Origin of the sequence: Brenneria populi (genome assembly GCF_036016195.1) — a bacterium.
GTDB lineage: Bacteria > Pseudomonadota > Gammaproteobacteria > Enterobacterales > Enterobacteriaceae > Brenneria > Brenneria populi.
Genome location: NZ_JAYWTM010000004.1, coordinates 39,259 through 58,455, shown reverse-complemented (window position 1 = coordinate 58,455; position 19,197 = coordinate 39,259). Strand labels below are relative to the sequence as shown.

The 19,197-nt window shown below is 55.8% G+C and carries 16 protein-coding genes; 12 read left to right on the top strand and 4 right to left on the bottom strand.

All coding sequences use genetic code 11. The features are described 5' to 3' along the window. Positions 1-242: 242 nt before the first annotated feature. Complete coding sequence (locus tag VSX58_RS05010) at positions 243-1,169, top strand: DUF3829 domain-containing protein (protein WP_327617124.1); 927 nt, start codon at positions 243-245, stop codon at positions 1,167-1,169. Positions 1,170-1,504: 335 nt separating this feature from the next. Here VSX58_RS05010 and VSX58_RS05005 read toward each other — a convergent pair whose 3' ends face one another. Next, entirely contained in the window at positions 1,505-2,377 is an 873-nt protein-coding gene (locus tag VSX58_RS05005; RefSeq protein WP_327617122.1) for an SIS domain-containing protein, read from the bottom strand. 174 nt (positions 2,378-2,551) lie between these two features. Between VSX58_RS05005 and murQ the strand changes: the two genes are divergently transcribed. The 9 genes from murQ to VSX58_RS04960 all read left to right on the top strand — a co-directional run bounded on the left by murQ (position 2,552) and on the right by VSX58_RS04960 (position 14,462). Then, complete coding sequence (murQ, locus tag VSX58_RS05000; RefSeq protein WP_327617121.1) at positions 2,552-3,472, top strand: N-acetylmuramic acid 6-phosphate etherase; 921 nt, start codon at positions 2,552-2,554, stop codon at positions 3,470-3,472. After that, complete coding sequence (gene murP / locus VSX58_RS04995; RefSeq protein WP_327617120.1) at positions 3,465-4,910, top strand: PTS N-acetylmuramic acid transporter subunit IIBC; 1,446 nt, start codon at positions 3,465-3,467, stop codon at positions 4,908-4,910. Before murQ ends, murP begins: the two co-directional genes overlap by 8 nt. A gap of 918 nt (positions 4,911-5,828) precedes the next feature. Further along, positions 5,829-6,446: a helix-turn-helix domain-containing protein gene (locus VSX58_RS04990; protein WP_327617119.1), complete on the top strand. Its 618-nt coding sequence runs from the start codon at positions 5,829-5,831 to the stop codon at positions 6,444-6,446. Positions 6,447-7,365: 919 nt separating this feature from the next. Next, positions 7,366-7,923, top strand: coding sequence for a type 1 fimbrial major subunit FimA (fimA, locus tag VSX58_RS04985; RefSeq protein ID WP_327612494.1), 558 nt, complete (start codon positions 7,366-7,368; stop codon positions 7,921-7,923). A 278-nt stretch (positions 7,924-8,201) separates the two neighbouring features. Then, positions 8,202-8,852, top strand: coding sequence for a fimbria/pilus periplasmic chaperone (locus tag VSX58_RS04980; RefSeq protein WP_327617118.1), 651 nt, complete (start codon positions 8,202-8,204; stop codon positions 8,850-8,852). A 103-nt stretch (positions 8,853-8,955) separates the two neighbouring features. Continuing rightward, entirely contained in the window at positions 8,956-11,574 is a 2,619-nt protein-coding gene (locus VSX58_RS04975; protein ID WP_327617117.1) for a fimbrial biogenesis usher protein, read from the top strand. A gap of 101 nt (positions 11,575-11,675) precedes the next feature. Next, positions 11,676-12,725 (top strand): fimbrial protein, encoded by a 1,050-nt coding sequence (locus VSX58_RS04970; RefSeq protein ID WP_327617116.1) that lies wholly within the window; start codon positions 11,676-11,678, stop codon positions 12,723-12,725. Between the two features lie 14 nt (positions 12,726-12,739). Further along, positions 12,740-13,330: a fimbrial protein gene (locus tag VSX58_RS04965; protein ID WP_327617115.1), complete on the top strand. Its 591-nt coding sequence runs from the start codon at positions 12,740-12,742 to the stop codon at positions 13,328-13,330. An 85-nt stretch (positions 13,331-13,415) separates the two neighbouring features. Next, positions 13,416-14,462, top strand: a complete 1,047-nt coding sequence (locus VSX58_RS04960; RefSeq protein ID WP_327617114.1) for a fimbrial protein — start codon at positions 13,416-13,418, stop codon at positions 14,460-14,462. 62 nt (positions 14,463-14,524) lie between these two features. Here the strand turns inward: VSX58_RS04960 and VSX58_RS04955 are convergent, their stop codons facing one another. Beyond that, positions 14,525-15,256 (bottom strand): AraC family transcriptional regulator, encoded by a 732-nt coding sequence (locus VSX58_RS04955; protein WP_327617113.1) that lies wholly within the window; start codon positions 15,254-15,256, stop codon positions 14,525-14,527. A 97-nt stretch (positions 15,257-15,353) separates the two neighbouring features. Here VSX58_RS04955 and VSX58_RS04950 point away from each other — a divergent pair, with 97 nt between their 5' ends. Continuing rightward, entirely contained in the window at positions 15,354-15,755 is a 402-nt protein-coding gene (locus tag VSX58_RS04950; protein ID WP_327617112.1) for a nuclear transport factor 2 family protein, read from the top strand. Here VSX58_RS04950 and VSX58_RS04945 read toward each other — a convergent pair. Beyond that, positions 15,732-16,535, bottom strand: coding sequence for an alpha/beta fold hydrolase (locus VSX58_RS04945; protein WP_327617111.1), 804 nt, complete (start codon positions 16,533-16,535; stop codon positions 15,732-15,734). The genes VSX58_RS04950 and VSX58_RS04945 overlap by 24 nt on opposite strands. Positions 16,536-16,650: 115 nt before the next feature. On the opposite strand from VSX58_RS04945, the gene pdxR reads away from it, so the two are divergent. Further along, entirely contained in the window at positions 16,651-18,138 is a 1,488-nt protein-coding gene (gene pdxR / locus VSX58_RS04940; protein ID WP_327617110.1) for a MocR-like pyridoxine biosynthesis transcription factor PdxR, read from the top strand. Here the strand turns inward: pdxR and VSX58_RS04935 are convergent. Continuing rightward, complete coding sequence (locus tag VSX58_RS04935; RefSeq protein ID WP_327617109.1) at positions 18,135-19,037, bottom strand: LysR family transcriptional regulator; 903 nt, start codon at positions 19,035-19,037, stop codon at positions 18,135-18,137. The genes pdxR and VSX58_RS04935 overlap by 4 nt on opposite strands. Positions 19,038-19,197: the final 160 nt, after the last annotated feature.

Genomic DNA, 19,197 nt, shown 5'->3' with positions numbered 1-19,197 from the left:
GAGGCGCGCAAATAATTCGCGTCGCCGGCGCGCCGGCTTTTGCACTCGGCCCGTCCGCGGGTCTCGCCCTTCGGGCCGCGCCTATATTTTGCGAATATTCTTAATATCTATTCCAGTCGGTATATGGCGGGGTTTTACCTGAATTAGGCGATTAAATCGGCGATGCCCAAGGTTGTAACGCGAAGCGTGGAAAGACTATCATCTCGCTACCGTTTCTGTGGTGAAATAAAGTGAATATATACATGAATAATGCAAAAAAATTTACGTTGACGACGCTGTTCTCCGCGCTTTTGCTGTGCGGCCTGGCGGGGTGCGACGGGCAAAGTCAGAAGCCTACTGCTGTCGCCGCCAGCAGCCAGTCCGAGGATCAAAAAGAGACCCAGGCTATCAGTTATTACGTGGAAATAAGCAACCAGCTGAATAATATCAGCGGACTGGAATTCGCGGCGAACCGTTATAAACGGCAGAATATCGATAAAGGCGACGGCAAAGGCACCTATTCGCTGACGCTGACGCCGAGTAATTATAATTACATCATGGAACAGTATACCAAGGCGGAGGCGTTAAATTATCAGGGGAGCCCTGAATTAACCCAGGCCGCCGCGGATTTAAAGAAAAATCTTGAGACGCTGCATAATGAAGAGCAGCAATTAAAACAGTATTATGACACGGCCGAATATAAAACGGATAATCTGGCTAAAGGGAAAAGCGCGGACGCCCGCATTAAGGATGAGCTGAATCAGGCGTTGCAGAGCTACGCCGCTTTTCAGTCGAAGCTGAACGTGGTCTATCATCAGAATCAGGATAAGCAATTAGAGGCGGTGAAAAAGGGCGGTAACATGTATGCCTATCATCAGTTGAAGAGCTTAAACCTGGCCGAACAGTTAGCCTCGCTGATCCAGTCGCCGGAAGATGTGCAGGATAAGGACAAAGTCGCCAAAGCGGACGCCATCGCCAAAGAGATTCAGGATAATCTTGCCAGTCTGCAAAAACTCATCGACCAGAACCCGGATTCTAAAAAAGCCGGCGTGCCGAAAAATACGGTGATCGATTATCTTTATAGCGAGCTGAAATATTATCGCGAGTTTAAAGAGTCGAAAAATCCGAGCGATCTGCAGTTTATGATCGACGGCTACAACGACGCGGTTACCTCTTACAATAGAGGATAAGCGTGTCGTACAGCGCGCGGCGAACGCCGGTTTGCCGCGCGCTATTTTCCCCCCGGCGCTTTCAGCGAGCCCCATCCGGTCCTCTCCAATTCAACCGCTATCGCCTAGCCTAATGCCGTTCACTTAAGCCGGTTTTTAGGGGAAACACCGGGGAAGGTTCCCGTAGGGACGCCTCACCCCGGTGGTCGCCCGGTGTATCTCGATGCTTAAACGATCGGCATTATATCGCCTAGCCGGCGTTTTCAGCGTATCGGGGCGATCATCGCCCAAAATCAAAAATAGCCGCATGTGATCTGCCCTGGAGGGATGATGGCGGCCGCTCAGCGAGATACCCTTTACCCGGCGTTCGGGTCGCTTAACCGATCGACCAGCTTCTGGCTCTGCTTGATAAAGCGGCGGCTCTTTTCGCTGTTTTGCTGCAGCAGGCAGACGAACAGCAGGTCGGTGATGGTGTTTTGCGCCGTTCTGGCGGAGATGGAAGAGCTGCGCCAGCGCGTTTCATCCGCCAGGGTATCCAGCGCGCAGTCCGCCAGCGCGCGCAGCGGATTGCGTTGCAGAGAGGTAATGGCGATCAGCGTCGCGCCGCTTTTTTTAGCGGCTTCGGCGGCAATCAGCAACTCCCGGCGTTTGCCGGAAAACGAAATGATGATCTGCACGTCGGCGGCGCTGAGAGACTGGGCGACGGTGATCTGCACATGGCTGTCCAATTCGTGCATCACCGGATAGCCGATTTTCATCAGCTTGTAGGCCAAATCTTTGGCGACTAACGATGAGCCGCCTATGCCGATAATTTGAATGCGCTTGGCGGACCGGATATGTAAAACCGCCTGCTGCAGCTGAGAAAAATCCAGGCTGTCGGTGGTATCGCGCAGCGCTTTTTGCTTTTCGACGAATAGCTTCTCGGCGATATCCGGCAGGCTGTCTTGGCTGCTGATGGCGTTGTGAATATGCGAGTTTTGCTGTTTTTGCTGCGACGCCTGCTGCCCCCACTCTTCGATTAACGCCAGCTTAAAGTTGGTAAAGCCTTTCAGGCCCAGCTTCTGGGCGAATTTGATAATGCTCGACTGGCTAACGCCGAGCACCGCCGCCAGCCCCTGGGAAGAGAGCTGTTTTAACTTATCGGGGTGTTGCAGCACATAGTCCGCGATCTTGCGTTCGCCAGGCGTGAACGTCTTTTGGTTATGGATAATTTTTTGCGTATATCTCATCAGCGGCATCCACATGGTCGGCGGAACGGGCGGTCGGCCGAGTTATCTTACGTCGCTCGCGGGGTAAAAACAAAAGGGTTATGGCCGACATCGAAGAGTAATAAAATATTATTTGATTTGGCTGTTATTAAGTATAAATTATTCCTTACTGTACAAATATGACGCAATTATCCGATGAAAATAGATTTGTCTACCCTGGTTACCGAGAGCCGAAATAAGGCGAGTGAAAATATCGATACGCTGCCGACGCTGGAGATGCTTAAGGTTATTAACGCCGAAGATCAAAAGGTCGCCTTCGCCGTCGAGCGGGTGTTGCCGCAGGTGGCGCAGGCGGTGGATGCGATTAGCGCGGCTTTTCCCCGCGGCGGACGCCTGATTTACTGCGGCGCGGGCACCTCGGGGCGTCTGGGGATTCTCGACGCCAGCGAATGTCCGCCGACCTACGGCACGCCGCGCGGGCAGGTCGTCGGCCTGATCGCCGGCGGGCATCCGGCGATTTTACAGGCGGTGGAGAATGCCGAGGATAACGGCGCGCAGGGCGAACAGGATCTGCGCGATCTGGGTTTTAACTCCCGCGATGTTCTGGTGGGCATCGCCGCCAGCGGGCGCACTCCTTACGTCCTGGGGGCGATGGGCTACGCCCGTACTTTGGGCGCCGCGGTGGTCGCGCTGACCTGTAATCCGCACAGCGAGATGAGCCGTTTGGCCGACATCGCCATTGAGCCGCTGGTCGGCGCCGAGGTGGTGACCGGCTCGTCGCGGATGAAAGCGGCGACGGCGCAGAAGCTGGTACTGAATATGCTGACCACCGGATCGATGATCCGCAGCGGAAAAGTGTATGGCAACCTGATGGTGGATGTCGAAGCCACCAACGCCAAATTGGTTCAGCGCCAGATTAACATCGTGATGCAGGCGACGGAGTGCGACCGGCAGCGCGCAACCGACGCGCTGAGCCAGTGCGGCAACCACTGCAAAACGGCGATCGTCATGGTATTGGCCAATCTTTCCGCCGCCGACGCCGGCGCGATTCTGCAGCGCAACAACGGTTTTATCCGTTCGGCATTACACGACACAGGACACCATAGCGATGGCTAAAATAACTGAAGCGACGATCGAGCAGATCCTCGGTCATGTGGGGGGCGGCGGTAATATCACGCTTTGCGGCAACTGCATGACGCGGCTGCGTTTAACGCTGGAAAACCGGGATCTGGTCGAACAGGATGCGCTAAAGCGCATCGCCGGCGTGCTGGGCGTGATTGAGGGCGACGATCAGCTGCAGATTGTTCTCGGCCCCGGTAAGGCGCAAACCGCCGCGGAAATGATGAATGCGCTGCTGAGCCGCGCCGCGGCGGAAAATCCCGGCGCCGGCAGAGATCTCAAGGCGATCGCCGCGGAGAATAAGCAGCAGATCAAAGCGAAACAGAGCGGCGCCATTCATCACTTTTTCGCCAAATTCGCCACCATTTTTACCCCGCTTATCCCCGGTTTTATTGCCGCCGGCCTGCTGTTGGGCATCGCGACGCTGCTGGAGCAAAGCATGGTGCTGGGCGTTGAGTCTCCTAGCCCTTGGCTGGTCGGCGCCATTGGTTATATGAAGGTATTCAGCAAGGGGCTGTTCGCTTTTTTGAGTATTCTGATCGGCCATAATGCGCAGAAGGCCTTTGGCGGCACGGGCGTGAACGGCGCCATCATCGCCTCGCTTTTCGTGCTGGGCTATGTGCCGGAGGCCAAAGTCGGCTACTACGCGGGAATCGATAATTTCTTCGGTCTGCCCATCGATCCCCGGGGCAGTATTATCGGCGTGCTGATCGCTACGATTATGGGCGCCTGGGTCGAGCGCAAGGTGCGTAAATGGATGCCCGACAACCTGGATATGATCCTGACCTCGCTCGTTACCCTGCTGATTATGGGGGCGGTGACGTTTGTGGTGATTATGCCGGTCGGCGGCGAACTGTTTAAGGGGATGTCATGGCTGTTTCTGCACCTGAACGGCAACCCGATCGGCAGCGCGGTGCTGGCCGGGCTGTTCCTGATCGCGGTCATGTTCGGTATCCATCAGGGCTTTGTTCCGGTCTATTTCGCCCTGATGGATTCTCAGGGTTTTAACTCGCTGTTTCCGATTCTCGCCATGGCCGGCGGGGGGCAGGTCGGCGCGTCCATGGCGCTGTTCGTCAGAGCGAAAGCCGGCTCGGTGCTGCGCACCCAGATTAAGGGCGCGATTATTCCCGGCATTCTCGGGATCGGCGAACCGCTGATTTACGGGGTGACGCTGCCCAGGTTGAAACCTTTCGTCACCGCTTGTCTGGGCGGCGCGGCCGGAGGTTTTTTCATCGGTCTGGTGGCCTATCTGGGCCTGCCTATCGGCCTGAATACCGTTTTTGGCCCTTCCGGCGTGGTGTCTATTCCGCTGATGACCTCCGGGCAGGGCATTTATGCCGGTATTCTGGTGTATATCGCCGGGCTGCTGGTCGCTTACGCCGCCGGTTTTATTTTTACCTGGTTCTTCGCCAGCCGAAATGTGGATTTAAGCTGAAACGGCGTTCGGACGACGACAGGGCAAATTATTCGCGCTGCGGGACAAAAGCGGCGGACGCGTTTTCGAACCGCGCCTGCGCCGGCCCGCAGGACGAGCCCCGCTAGCGGGGCGGGTAATATCTGAGTTTGTCAACGGTCTGATCGCGCGTAATCCCGCGCTCTATCGCCGACTTCTCTCCCTCCACGGCGCGTCAGCGCCTTTCCCCCGCCGCAGAGCGCCGCGGCGCGTCTCTTTTGAACATTTATTTAACATGGGGTTTCATTTGCCAATAGGAGTTTTCTCGGCTCGTTATGCCGCCATCGCGTGAATGGCCAATTTTTTAGCATATGAATTTTTGTTTTATTTATTTTTTAGACTAGAATTCTAAAGGATGCGGACTTTGTTTTAATGTTTGGCTATTTATCCTTTAGGAGGCGTTTTTTTTCGATGGCGGAACAAAGTAAGTTATATGTCTAAGCTTATACTCTAAATAATTCGAGTTGTAGGACAAAACGCCAAAGCGTTTTTGCACAGCGCCTGCGCTGCCCCCAAGGGGTGAGGCCAGCAGGCCGAATAACGCGGCGACTTAAGCTGCGGATTGTCGTCTTTCTCGCACGAGATGTATTCAGGAATATGCTAAATGGATTTTTTTATCCTTTATTGGCAACGTTTCCCGTGCCTGAAATTTGACGATATATACCCAAAATAATTCGAGTTGCAGGACAAAAACGCCAAAGCGTTTTTGAACAGCGCTGCGGCGGCCCCAAGGATGGATGAGTAACAAAGCCAACGCACCTGCAGCTGAAGTATGACGGGTATAAAAGGTATGCGCGCGCCATACTAATAAAAATACTGACTAAAAAAGGGTGGAATTTATCATGCCCTGAGCAATGACCTTTTGGTTTTTTTATTGTTTTTAGATTAAAGGTGATTAGAATGATTGATCTAGAAAATTCCATAAATCGTCTGACAAAGACGCTTTCTCCACACACGCGTTTGGCCACGCCAACTGAAATAGTGAAGGGAAAACGACGCTACCATATGCGTTCCGGCGGCGAACAGCTTATCTATTTTCTTGATGAAGGTGAGTTTCTAATGAAACGAACCCGCGATAATAAAGTTATCTCGGTTATTGTATCTCCGTCGATTGTGGGGTGGTCTTTAGCGGCATTAGGCGGTAATGATATCTATATCGAAAGGGTTGATTACGGGAAAATAAGATGTTTGCCGTTAGATATTGCATTAAGGGTGGTTACCGCTTATCAACGATTTGATGATGTTTTGTATATTGTCAATTTTTGGTTCCACTACCTGGTTAATTTTTGTGTCGATAACGACGGAGATTCGATATCCGTCGTCGAGAAATGCCTGGTTTCCTTAAGCAACCTGCCGCCGGAAGTCAGACGGCGTTTTAGCGTGTTAACCTTTATTTCCGAAAGAACATCATTATCAAAAAGCACCATATTCAGAATATTGAAGAAACTACAGCAGGAACAGGTTATTGAAATGGAAAATGGTCGCTTAAAAAACATCTCATTTCTCGTGAGGACCTGACTCTTGCCCGGCCGGATGCTTAACTCTTGAGGATCCGGTAACCTGAGCGCTTTTCACCCTCTCTCTTTATCCTCATCTCCCCCGGTTTTACCCATTGTCGCATAGCGCTCCTCTCTCTCATCTCTTCTCTCTTCTATGGCGGTGGTATTTAGATAATTATCTGTGGAGATTATCCCTTACCGGAATAGGTGTTTTATAAAATCACCCGGTTTACCGTAACGAAGGGAAATTAATAGCCCTCTATTTTAATGATTCAGGATGCGATGAAGATTATTTTATTTTCATGACGTTTTTTATTTTGTTGACTGATTGTTTATTGATTTTTTTATGTTTAGCGGAGGGTTAATATCGATTAACAATTAAAAAACATTTATCATCATATGCACGTTATTTATTTTTTTTGCAATTTTGATAAAGCATGCTTTATTACGGCGCCTATGGTTTTTTATTTCTTATTGTTTAATTTTTGTGGTTTTTTGTTCTGTTGTATTCGGTTTGTAACGATGTTTTTGATTTTTTTATCTATATTTATCGATTTTTTATCGCTTTCCGCACAAAATGTTTTTTATTTCAAATAATAGGAAGGCGGAAGGGATACTGCGTAAGCGGTAATTTCTCTATGTCGCTGTTTATGGCTCTATATCCTAAATAATTCGAGGCGCAGGAAAAATACGCCAAAAGCGTTTTTGAACAGCGCTTGCGCTGTCCCCGGAGGGGTGAGGCCATCACGCCGAATCACGCGCCAACGCACATGCGGTTTGAATTATGACGGATATATAAAAGCATTTATTTAAGTATGCCTTTATGCCGGCGTCAGGATGGATCGTGGCAGAGGAGAAATAACCATGTGCCCAAAGCACGACACTCATTTATTTGTCACTAACGTGGCCTTTTATTGGTAATTAAGGAATCGTCACTTATGCGTAAATTACTACTCGGCGCCCTGATCGGCGCATCTGTGCTGTCATCTGGTCTGGCTGCTGCGGCTACGACAACCGTTTCTGGCGGTACCGTTCATTTTAAAGGCGAAATCGTTAATGCCGCCTGCGCGGTAAGCACGAATTCCGCCGATCAGACCGTAAACCTGGGTCAGTACCGTACGGCCAACTTCACCGCAGCGGGTTCTTATTCCAGCAAAGTTCCATTCACCATCAAACTTGAAGACTGTGATACCACAGTTTCCACTACTGCGGCTGTTGCTTTTAACGGTTCCGCCGATGCCACCGACAGCACTGTGCTGACCACCAGTAACAATACTAGCGGCGGCGCCGGCGCGGCTAGCGGCGTAGGTATCGAAATTTCCGACAGCAAAGGCACCGTGCTGACGCCAAACGGTTCGACTTTCTCCGCTGCGCAGACTCTGGTGAATGGTAATGGCAATACGCTTAACTTTACCGCGCGTTATAAATCAACTCAGGCCACGGTTACTCCTGGTCAGGCTGATGCGGACGCCACCTTTACTATGCAGTATGAATAAGTTGCAACACGAATAAGGATATGGGCAGAGGCCAAGGATGGCTGATTCAGTTGGAAAGGGCCATGCAAGGCAAGAACACCTATTCGCCGTCGCGCGCTGGCGTTCCGTCGCATCTATCTCGCCTGTCGTCCGATCACATGCAGCCGCTGCCGCCGTTAAGAAAAGCTGATTGCTCAGCCTCCATTTATGTATCAACGAGGTCTAACGTGTTTAATACCCCATCATCATATGCAACGCCATTACGCGGGTTAGCGCGAGCCGGCATTGTACTTTTTTCTTTGTTGACTGTTTCCCACGCCGTGCTGGCGGGAGGGATCGGTCTTGGCGCCACGCGCGTTATCTATCCCGCCGGCGCGACCCAGACGTCATTGACCGTCAACAACAGCGACGATAAGTCGCGCTTTCTGATTCAATCCTGGGTGGAAGACAGTAGCGGCAATAAAACCAGCGACTTCATCGTGACGCCGCCGCTGTTCGTCGCCAATCCCAAGGGCGAAAATACGCTGCGTATCATGTATACCGGCAAACCGCTGCCGACCGACCGGGAGTCTATCTTCTGGATGAACGTCAAGGCGATTCCATCGGTGAATAAAAACGAACTGCAGGATAAAAATGTTCTGCAACTGGCGGTGTTGTCGCGCATCAAACTGTTCGTGCGTCCGGCCAATCTGGCTATTTCGTCTACCGACGCGCCGGGCCAACTGCATTTCAGCCGGGTGAACGAAACGGCCCGCATCGATAATCCCACGCCCTATTACATTACGTTAGTCAACATCAATAGAAGCGGAAAAAAACTGCCCAACGTCATGGTGCCGCCTATGGGATACATTTCGATACCGCTCCCGGCCGGGACCAGCGGCGATCTGACCTATCAGACCATTAACGATTACGGCGGCAATACGCCCAAAGCGAGCGGCGTACTGAAGTGATTTCACCGCGCCGCCGCTGGCACTAAACCTGAAACAAATAAAAGCGCCATGGCTTAACTTTTCCCTCGCGGCGCGTTTTCGTTATCACAACGAGGATTTTCGCATGCAGTCGCTAATCCCTATACATTATCGCCTGAGCCCGCTATGCCAGGCGATTATACTGAGCATCGCGCTCCCATTTGGCGGCGCATCTGCCGAAGAGTATTTTAATCCGTCGTTTCTATCGAACGATCCGTCCGCAGTCGCCGATCTATCGCGTTTCGAACGCGGCGAAGGACAGCCGCCGGGTCTTTACCGCGTGGATATTTATATCAACGACGAGTTCGCCACCTCCCGCGACGTCTCCTTTCGCGCCAGACCCGCCGCGGAGAAAAACGCCGCGCCGGCGCCGGACAATACCGGGCTGGATGCCTGCCTGACGCGGCCGATGCTGGCGCAGCTTAATGTGAACGTCGGCGCAATATCCGCCATCGCGCAGACGCCCGACGATAAATGCATCTCGTTGGCGGAGGCTATTCCCGATGCCGGCAGTATCTTTAATTTCGAACAGCAGCGCCTTTATCTCAGCGTGCCGCAGGCCGCGTTGACGCACAGCGGGCGCGGCTATATTCCGCCGGATCAGTGGGATGACGGCATCACCTCCGCGTTGCTCAATTACCATTTCGCCGGCAGCAACACCTCCGGCGACGAAACTGACAGCAAGAACTATTTTCTGAATTTAGACAGCGGGATTAACTGGAAAGGCTGGCGTCTGCGCGACTTCTCCACCTGGAACTATAACCGGCAGCATGGCGTCAGCAACAGCGAATGGCAGCATGTCAGCACTTATTTGCAGCACGCCATTACGCCCTGGCGCAGCCAGATGACGGTCGGCGACAGCACGACGCCCGGCGAAGTGTTCGACAGCCTCGGCTTCCGCGGCGTGCAATTGGCGTCCGACGACACCATGCTGCCGGACAGCCTGCGCGGTTTCGCGCCCACGGTTCGCGGCATCGCCAAGAGCAACGCCCGCGTCACCATTCGACAAAACGGCTACGTCATTTATCAGGCCTACGTCGCGCCGGGCGCGTTCGTTATCAACGATCTCTACCCCACGTCATCCAGCGGGGACTTGCAGGTAACCGTTACCGAAAGCGACAATAGCGTCAACAGCTTTACCATACCTTATTCGGCCGTGCCGCTGCTGCAGCGGGAAGGCCACTTCAAATATGCCGTTACGCTGGCGGAGTACCGCAGCAACTTAAGCCAGCAGGATAAACCGAAATTCGCGCAGGGCACGTTGATATGGGGGCTGCCGGGCGGCACGACGCTGTACGGCGGCAGCCAGTTGTCGGAAGACTATGAGTCCCTGGCGTTCGGCGCCGGGCAGAATTTGGGCTATTGGGGCGCGCTGTCTCTGGACGTCACGCAGGCCCATACCAAACTGGCGGACGGCAGCGAGCATGATGGCCAGTCGGCGCGCTTCTTGTACGCGAAATCGCTTAACGATCTCGGCACCAACTTCCAGCTACTCGGCTACCGCTATTCCACCAAAGGCTTCTTTACGCTGGATGAATCCAGCTACAGGAATATGCAGGGGTATACGATAGATGATACGGTGACCGATCGCATCGTCTACCGCGACTACTACGACCTGCGCCATGCCAAGAAAAGCCAAATGCAAATCAACATTTCTCAGCAGTTGGCCGAAGGGTTGGGGTCGATATTCTTTTCCGCCAACCGTCAGACCTATTGGCAAAGCGATCGCAGCAACGAGCTGTGGCAGGTGGGCTACAGCGGTAACTATAACAACATCAGCTATAACCTGACGTACAGCTACAACAAAAGCCAGGGGCTTGACGATAGCGATAGGATGATCTCGTTTAACCTCTCGCTGCCGCTGGGCCAATGGCTCAGTCCCACGCAAAATAAAAGCATTTTCAGTAACGCCAGCAATAGCGCCTACGCAACCTATAACGCCACCTCCGACAACCGCCACCGCACCATTCATCAGGCCGGCGTCAGCGGCACGTTGCTGGAGGACAATAACCTCAACTACAGCGTTCGCCAGGGCTATGGCAATAAAAATATCGGCTACAGCGGCGGCGTCGATCTCAATTATCAGGGCGCTTACGGCAATAGCAACGTCGGTTACAACTACTACAAAAATTACCGTCAGGTGAACTATGGCCTGAACGGCGGCATCGTCGCCCATGAAAACGGCATCACATTCAGCCAGCCGCTGGGCGATACCAATGTGTTGATCAAAGCGCCCGGCGCCGATGACGTGAAACTGATCAATACCACCGGCGTGCGCACCGACTGGCGCGGCTATGCGGTGATCCCTTACGCCAGCGTATACCGCGCCAACCGCATTGCGCTGGACGTCGACACGCTCAGGACCAATACCGAAATCGATAACGCGGTGATGAACGTGGTGCCGACGCGCGGCGCGCTGGTGCGGGCGGACTTCCGCGCCCGCGTCGGGGGACGCGCGCTGATCACCCTGCAACAGCGGAATGGCAAACCGGTGCCGTTCGGGGCGCAGGTGACGCGCACCGACAGCGATTACACCGGTATCGTTGGCGATAACGGCCAGGTGTTCCTGTCCGGCCTGCCGAACAAAGGGGTGTTGAAAGCGGAATGGGGCAGCGGCGCGCAGCAGCAGTGCCTGATCGGCTACACGCTGCCCGAAGGCAGTGAAAACCAACCGATAACCTACACCAAGGCGGGATGCCAATGAAACGGAGCGTCAAAAATGTAGCGAGGGCGCGACGACGCGCCGCTGCCGCCGAGCGGCGGTGGAAATCAACCAACGATATTTTCATTAAAAGTGAAATGCTAATGAAACAGCTTGTGAAAAAAATATTCGTCGCCGCGCGCGGCAATGCGCTTTGGATAACGCTGGCGGCCGGCGCGCTGGGGCTGCCGCAGGTGGGCTGGGCCGTCCAGTGCAGCACGGTCAGCGGTTCGCCGACCACTTACAACTTTACCTATTCCATCGCCTCGAGCCAGAACTATACCGGTTACGCCACCGGGTGGAAGGATGAAACCGCGTCGGGCTCGTCGTCGATCGGCGGCGCCTGCAAAGGCGGCCCCGATACCTATTTCACCGCCAAGGTCGGTCCCTCGCTGACCTTTGCGGTGAGCGAGGGCGATACCCAGTGGTACGACATTGCCGGCAATGACTATCTGCAGGTGGCTTCGCAGATCGCCATCAATAATGTAAACCTGGGACAGCTTCAGTACCATAATGTCCCTTTCACCGACGTCAATAATTACTGCAACGGCCGCTGCGGCGCCACGCTAGCCAGCGGTAGCCGCGTGCGGGTCAACTTCCGCATCAAGCGTCCTTTCGTCGGCATCACCAACATTGCCTCTATTCCGATTTTCTATCTGTACGCCAATCAGGGCGGAACCGGGCAGGGCACCGGCAGCCCTCTGGCCCAGGGCTATTTAAGCGGTTCGGTCACCGTGCCGCAAAGCTGTGAGCTGAACGCCGGGCAGATCATCTCCATCGATTTCGGCAGCGTTTCCACCGGCGCGTTTAAAACCGCCGGTCAAAAAGCGGAGGGCGTAACGCCCGTCAGCCGCAGTATCGGCATTCAGTGCAAGGGCATTGAGGCGCAGGCCAGCCTGTCGCTGCGCGTGCAGGCCGATACGGTAAAAGACAATATGATCGTGTCCGACAACGCCGACGTCGGATTTGTCATCGCCGACAGCGACAACAACCCGCTGACGCCTAACTCCCTGTCGAGCGTTATCCCGTTCGTGCTTGACGACGCCGCCAGCGCGAATGTCAGCATCTACGCTTATCCGGTCAGCGTGACCGGCCAGACGCCGAAAGTCGGCCTGGCGACCGGCAAGGGCTATCTGCGCGTCGACTTTTACTAGCAGGAGAGAATCAGGTGAAAGATTTTTTATCTACCCGTATTGTTGCTCGCGGCCGGGCGCGCCCCTCCCGCGTAACCGGCCGCCGGGGCCTGAAATTCGGCGGCGCGCTGTTGCTCGCCGCGCTGGCGCCGGCGGCGCAGGCGGATTTGGGGCTGAGCAATATCCAGTTAACTGTCACGCTGCTGGCCAACAGCTGCATTGTGAGCCAGGACAGCGCCAATCAAACCGTGGATCTGGGCAGTTGGGCCAGCAAACAATTCATCGGCGAGTCGCAAAGCCCGCAGCCGACCCGTTTTATCATCACCCTGCAGGACTGCGGCGCGGCGGCATCCGGCGTACAGGTGACCTTTACCGGCACGCAGGACGCCCAGGATAGCTCGCTGCTGGCTCTGAGCAGCGATAGCACCGCCACTAATGTCGCGGTGGCGATTTTGGATAAAGATCGCAACCGCATTCCGCTTGGCCAGGCCAGCGAGGTGTATACGCTGAGCGCCAACAGCAATAGCGAACAGCTGGCGTTCTACGGACAGTATGTGCGAACCGGCGCCGCGGTGACGCCCGGATCCGCCAATGCCGACGCCACTTTTACATTGAACTATCAATGAATCGCAGCGACGCGCAATCCATGATGCGCGGCGTAGGAAACGCGCGCGCATAAGTCGATGAACCATGTTAAGGCGGGGAGGGATTATGATCGGTAAAATAATGGGGTTAATCGAGACGCTGAGGGGAAAAATGCTGTGGTTATGTCTGGCGTCGCTGCCGTTTTTTTGTCCCCAGACGGCGTTCGCGACGCAGTGTAATACCGCCACCGGCTCGCCCGTGACCTATGATTTTTTGATTCAGTTCGCATCGCAGCAAAACTATATCGGTTACACCACCGGATGGAATTCAAAAACGGACAGCGGCTCTTATACAATCAGCGGCGGATGCAATAATAGAGATACGGTTTACTATACCGCGCAGCCGGGCGCCTCCCTCAGCCTTGCCTCTACGGAAAGCGGCGTGAATTGGTACGACGTCGCCGGTAACGACTACCTGCAGATCGCCTCGCAAATCTATGTGTATAACGCGTCCGGCACCAGCGTTTACCATAATGTTCCGTTTACCGATTTATCGAATAACTGCAACGGTAAATGCGGCGGAACGGCGACGACCGGCAGCCGGGTACAGGTGAATTTTCGCATTAAACGTAAGTTTGTCGGCGTTACCACCATCCCAAATATCCCGATCTTCTATCTATACGGTAATCAGGGAGGAACCGGACAGGGAACGGGATCGCCGCTGGTGGTGGGGTATCTGAACGGAACGATGACGGTGCCGCAAAGCTGCACGTTGAACTCGGGACAAATCATCTCTATCGATTTCGGCACGGTTTCGACGGGCGCATTTAAGACGGCGGGAGCCAAAGCGGATGGCGTAAACCCGGTTAAACGGACGATAACCGTCTCCTGCAACGGGCTGGAGGCGCAATCCAATCTGACGCTGCGCGTTCAGGCGGACACGGTCTCCGGCAACGCGATTGTCTCCAATAACGCGGATGTCGGTTTCGTCATCACCAACGACGCCAATAGCCCCCTGACGCCGAACGATCTCTCCAGCATATTGCCTTTTTCCCTTGATGATAATTACAGCGCCAACGTGACGATCACGGCCTATCCGGTCAGCGTTACCGGGAATAAGCCGGCGGAAGGCGTCGTAAGCGCGTTGGCGTATCTGCGCGTCGACTTCGCCTGAGGCGCCGTGGACGAGAGCCGAGACATCGCGACCTAATGGGGTTGCCGCCGCCCGCCGCTATGTCAGCCTTTAGCGAAATAGCTTCCGGGCGTGACCCCGAATCGGCGGCGAAATACGGCAATATAGGCGCTGACGTTCTCATAGCCGCAGGCCGCGGCGACGTTGCCGACGGCGTCGCCGTTCGCCAGTAGCGCCAGCGAGCGCAGCAGGCGGGCTTGCTGGCGCCAGTGGGCAAAACCGATCCCCGTTTGGGCGAGAAAAAGCCGGCTTAGCGTCCGCGCGCTCAGGCCGCCCCAGCCGGCCCATTGCGCCTGGGTGCGGGGATCGTCCGGATTTTCCAGTATTTCGCGCGCGATGTTCAGCGCCCGGCCGTCCTGCGGCAGCGGCAGGTGCGATGCTATCGTCGGCGCGGATGACAGTTCGTCGATAAGAACCTGAATAAGGCGCAGATGTTTCGCCGTCAATGCGCAGGCGTTCAGGCTGGCGATGCGCTCCGCCAACGCCTGTAGCAGCGCGTTGGCGCTGAAAATTTGCGGCGCGCCGGGAAGATCCCGGCAATACTCCGCCGCCAGATGGAGACTCAATCCCGTCATATTGCCGAAAGCGCATGCCCGATGGGCGAGATGCGGCGGAAACCAGCCGATACAGCCCGCCGTCAGCGCCCATTGTCGATCCGGCGTTTCAAGCGCGATCATGCCGCGGGTTAACCAGTAAAGCTGGCCGTCGGCATGCCGGTGCCAGGGCGTCAGGTGTTTTTTCCCATGTTCCAGTTTTTCGCTGCGGATAATGTCCATGATGGCGGAAAATCATTATTAAATGTCGGAATGTGGTTATTATGACACCCTTTGCCCGGGTTATGCTCTCTGCGTTCACGCAATCAGGGAGACGAAAATGTTTTTTTGCGCACGGCAACAGGTTATCAATGCGTTACATCAGGTGGTCACCTCCCCAGATCATCGCCCGGCGTCGATCGCCGTGTTTTTCGACGCGGAATATGAGCAATGGGTGGATGGCAATCGGCTATGTTATAACGATTTTTTGCATCATATGGCGTTGCTGAAGCAGGTCACGCGCAGCATGTCGCTAACGATCCTGGCCGCGGCGGCGCAGGGAGACGACGTGCTGACGCATCATCGCGTCGACGTGGAAAAGCGCGATGGCGCGCGCAGCACGATAGAGGTTTTCGCGCACTTTACCTTGAGGAACCAGCGCATCTATCGATGCAGCGAGCTGACCCGCCTGGTTGACGGCGCCGGTGATGATGCGGATTTAGGATCGCGCGTGTCCGCGTAGCGTGGCGTTATCGAGGAAGCGCCTCACCGTTCGCGCCCACACGTCAGGATTTTCGATCTGAACGGCATGGCTGCTTTCGATCTCGGCATATTCGCTGTTTCGAATAAGCGAATGGACTTTCTCGACCCGATAGCGCGGGATAAGGGTGTCCTGCGTCAGGGCGACGACCAGGGTGGGAACGTTTATCGCGGCCAGATGGGCGCGGATATCAAGGCGTAGCCCCAGTTCGATTCTGCGCGCCGCATCTTTTTCTGATGGCCTGGCGCATAACGCCGCCAATTTTTCGCTTCCCAGACCGGTAAGAAACGCCGGGCTGAGGACGTGGGAGAGGCCGAACGCGGTTGCATCCCGAGGGCGGTTTTGCTCCAGGTGGAGCCAGGTGTCGAACATCAGCGCGTGGCGTGGATCGCGCCCATCGGCCCACGGCGCGGTCAACACCAGTTTTTCGACGAGAGCGGGATGACGGGCGGCCAGCGCGGCGGCGACAACCGCGCCGAGCGACGTTCCCACCACCGCGACGGGCGCATCCGCGGCGTCGGCGACGACCGCGGCGGCCTGATCGGCAAGCCGCTCGACGCTAATTTCACCGTCGGGCAGCGTCGACTGTCCGCATCCCGCGTAGTCGGGAACGATGGCCTGATACCGATCTCTGAATGCCTTCACCACATGGCCAAAGCTGCTCTTTCCCGCGCTATTGGTGCCGTGCAGAAAAAGCACGCCGCGACCGGCTCCCTCGGTAAAGTAGGCTGCGCTTGCGCCATGAGTTTCGATAATTTTCATCGCTTGCTCCTGTAAATATGATTCCCGGGTTTGCCGCGCCCGCTATTTATTATGACTGTAGCGGCAAAATGGTATATTTATAAGAGCCATTTATAGGGGATTTTATTGGACCATTATGGGCAGAGGCAAAGCGGCGATAGCGCTGGATATTCCGCGACCGATTGCGTTGGAAGAGGGTAGCGCCGATAAACAGACGGCGGTCTATGAGGCGTTGCGCGAAGCGATCCTGAAGGGGCTGCTGAAGGCCGGCGAGCATCTGCCGGCCACGCGCGCGCTGGCCGAGCGCTGGCGGATATCGCGCGGCACCGTAGAGATCGTGTTCGACCGCCTCCGGCTGGAGGGCTACATCGAAAGAAAACGCGGCTCAGGTTCCGCGGTGCGCGCCGCGGTGCCCGACGTCCTGCTGAAGGCCGCTGCGCCGTCGCTCGCTGCGGATGCTTCGGCGCATTCCTCCTCGCGCGGCGCCGCATCGCCGGAATCCCTTACCGCGGCGTCTCTGGCCTATGACGTTCCTTTTATCGCGCGCATGCCCGACCCGTCGCTGTTGGACGCCAAGGCGTGGCGCGCCGGCCTGGCGAACGCCCTAGGCCAACTGACGCCCGGCGAATTGGCGACGGGGCGGACTTTTGGGACGCCGGACCTGCGGCGGCGGGTCGCGCAGTATCTGCGCGCCTACCGCGGCATATCCTGCCATGCCGAGGATGTCATTATCACCACCGGGATCCGCAGCGCCGCCGAAATGGCGGCGCGTATTCTGCTGCGGCGCGGAGAGGCCGTCGCGGTGGAGGATCCCGGCTATCTGTGGGCGCGAAGAATACTGGAAGAGGCGGGCGCCAGGCTTGATTTCGTTCCGCTGGATGCGGCCGGGATCGATGTCGCCTATCTGCGCGCGTATAGCAAGGCGAAGCTGGCGTATGTGACGCCCGCCCATCAGGCTCCGCTGGGCATAACGATGACGGCCGAACGACGCCTGGCGCTGTTGGACTGGGCGGTCAAAACGAACGCCTATATCATCGAAGATGACTACGATAGCGATTTCAACTACCACGCCTCTCCCTTACCGGCGATCAAGGCCATCGATCGGATAGAGCGGGTCATTTACTGCGGCAGTTTCAACAAAACGCTGTTTGCGGATCTGAGAGTGGCCTATTGCGTTATTCCCCGCCGTTTGCGCGAACGCCTGAGCGCGCGATGGGAGTTTTCCGGGCGCGCCGCCGGGATTATCGAGCAGGCCGCGGTGGCGCATTTCATAGCGCAGGGGCATTTCGCCAGACACCTGCGCCTCGCCCGGCAGACCTATCAGCGCAGACGGGATCTATTGATGTTCAGCCTGACCCAGGCGGCGGGATACGCCCCGCAGATCGGCGGAGAGCAGGCTGGATTTCATCTTATCTTATGGCTGCCGGCCGGAACGTCGGAAGCGGATTTTTGCGACGCGGCGGCGCGGCGGGGAATATCTTTACAGCCATTGGGCATGTTCTGCCACGCGGCGGTTTATCCGCCCGCCGTGCTGGTGGGTTACGCGGCGTTGACCGAAGCCAAAATCAGCTACGCGGGCAAAACGCTTGGCGCGCTGCTCGGGCGGTTTTATGGCGCGCGTTAGGCGGCGCCGGCCGCAATCGAACGGCAGGCCCGATGCAGCCCGTCGATAAGCCCCCCGTTTCGGCCGCGCAGATGGATCATGCCGAAGGTCGGACTCCAGTAGTCCGATACCAGCGGAATGCGCACCACCGCTTCGGACGACGGTCCGTCCTCGGTCGGCAGCGGATAGAGATTGAAAACCGAATAGCCAAGTCCGGCGGCGACCATATTGTATGCCGTTTCGCGCGAGCTCACCGTATAACCGACCCGCGGTTTGACCCGGTGATGATCGAAAAGGCCGGCGTAGTAGCGTCGCGCGCCGTCGAAATCGAGCAGAATGTAGGTCTCTTCCGCCAGCTCGGATAAATGGATTTCACTTTTTCCCACCAGGGGATGGTCCGGGTGCAGGGCGACGTGGAGCGGCGGCTTGAAGAGCTCGACGAATTCCAGCGAAGGGTGCAGGTCGTCGTTGAAGGTGAAGGCCGCCGCAAGTTTATCGGCGCGCACCGCTTCCGACAGCGCTTTTGAACTGTGCTCATAGATCTGAATGTGCGCGTTTGAAACGGCGCGCGAAAACCGGGCGACCAGCGCCGGCATAATGAGCGGTCCGGCGCTGGTCAGCACGCCCAGCGAGATATCGCGTTCCCAATCCTGGGGGATGTGCGCTGCCGCCTGTTCAAACCCCATATAGGTGGCGAGAAACTCTTCGGCAAGCAGGGCGAAGCGTTCTCCGTCGCGGGTTAGCCTCATTCCTTTCGCCGGCTCGCTGAGAAACAGGCTTATGCGCAGTTTCTCTTCAATAAGGCGAATGGCTTCGCGGATGGACGAGACCGAAACAGACATGGTTTCGGAAGCCCGGGCGAGCGAACCGGTCTGCTTTACCGCGACGACATAACGCAGGTGTTTGATTGAATAGGACACGCTTTCGTCGGAGCCTTTATGGTGACGGTTTTATTAAAGCATACATTTTATGGATGTATTGCTCAATATTAATGCATTTTTTCAGCTTAGCAATTTTCGCTAGTCTGGCCTTGAAAGATAAAAACTAAACGTATGCCCGAAATAATTCGAGTTGCGGGAC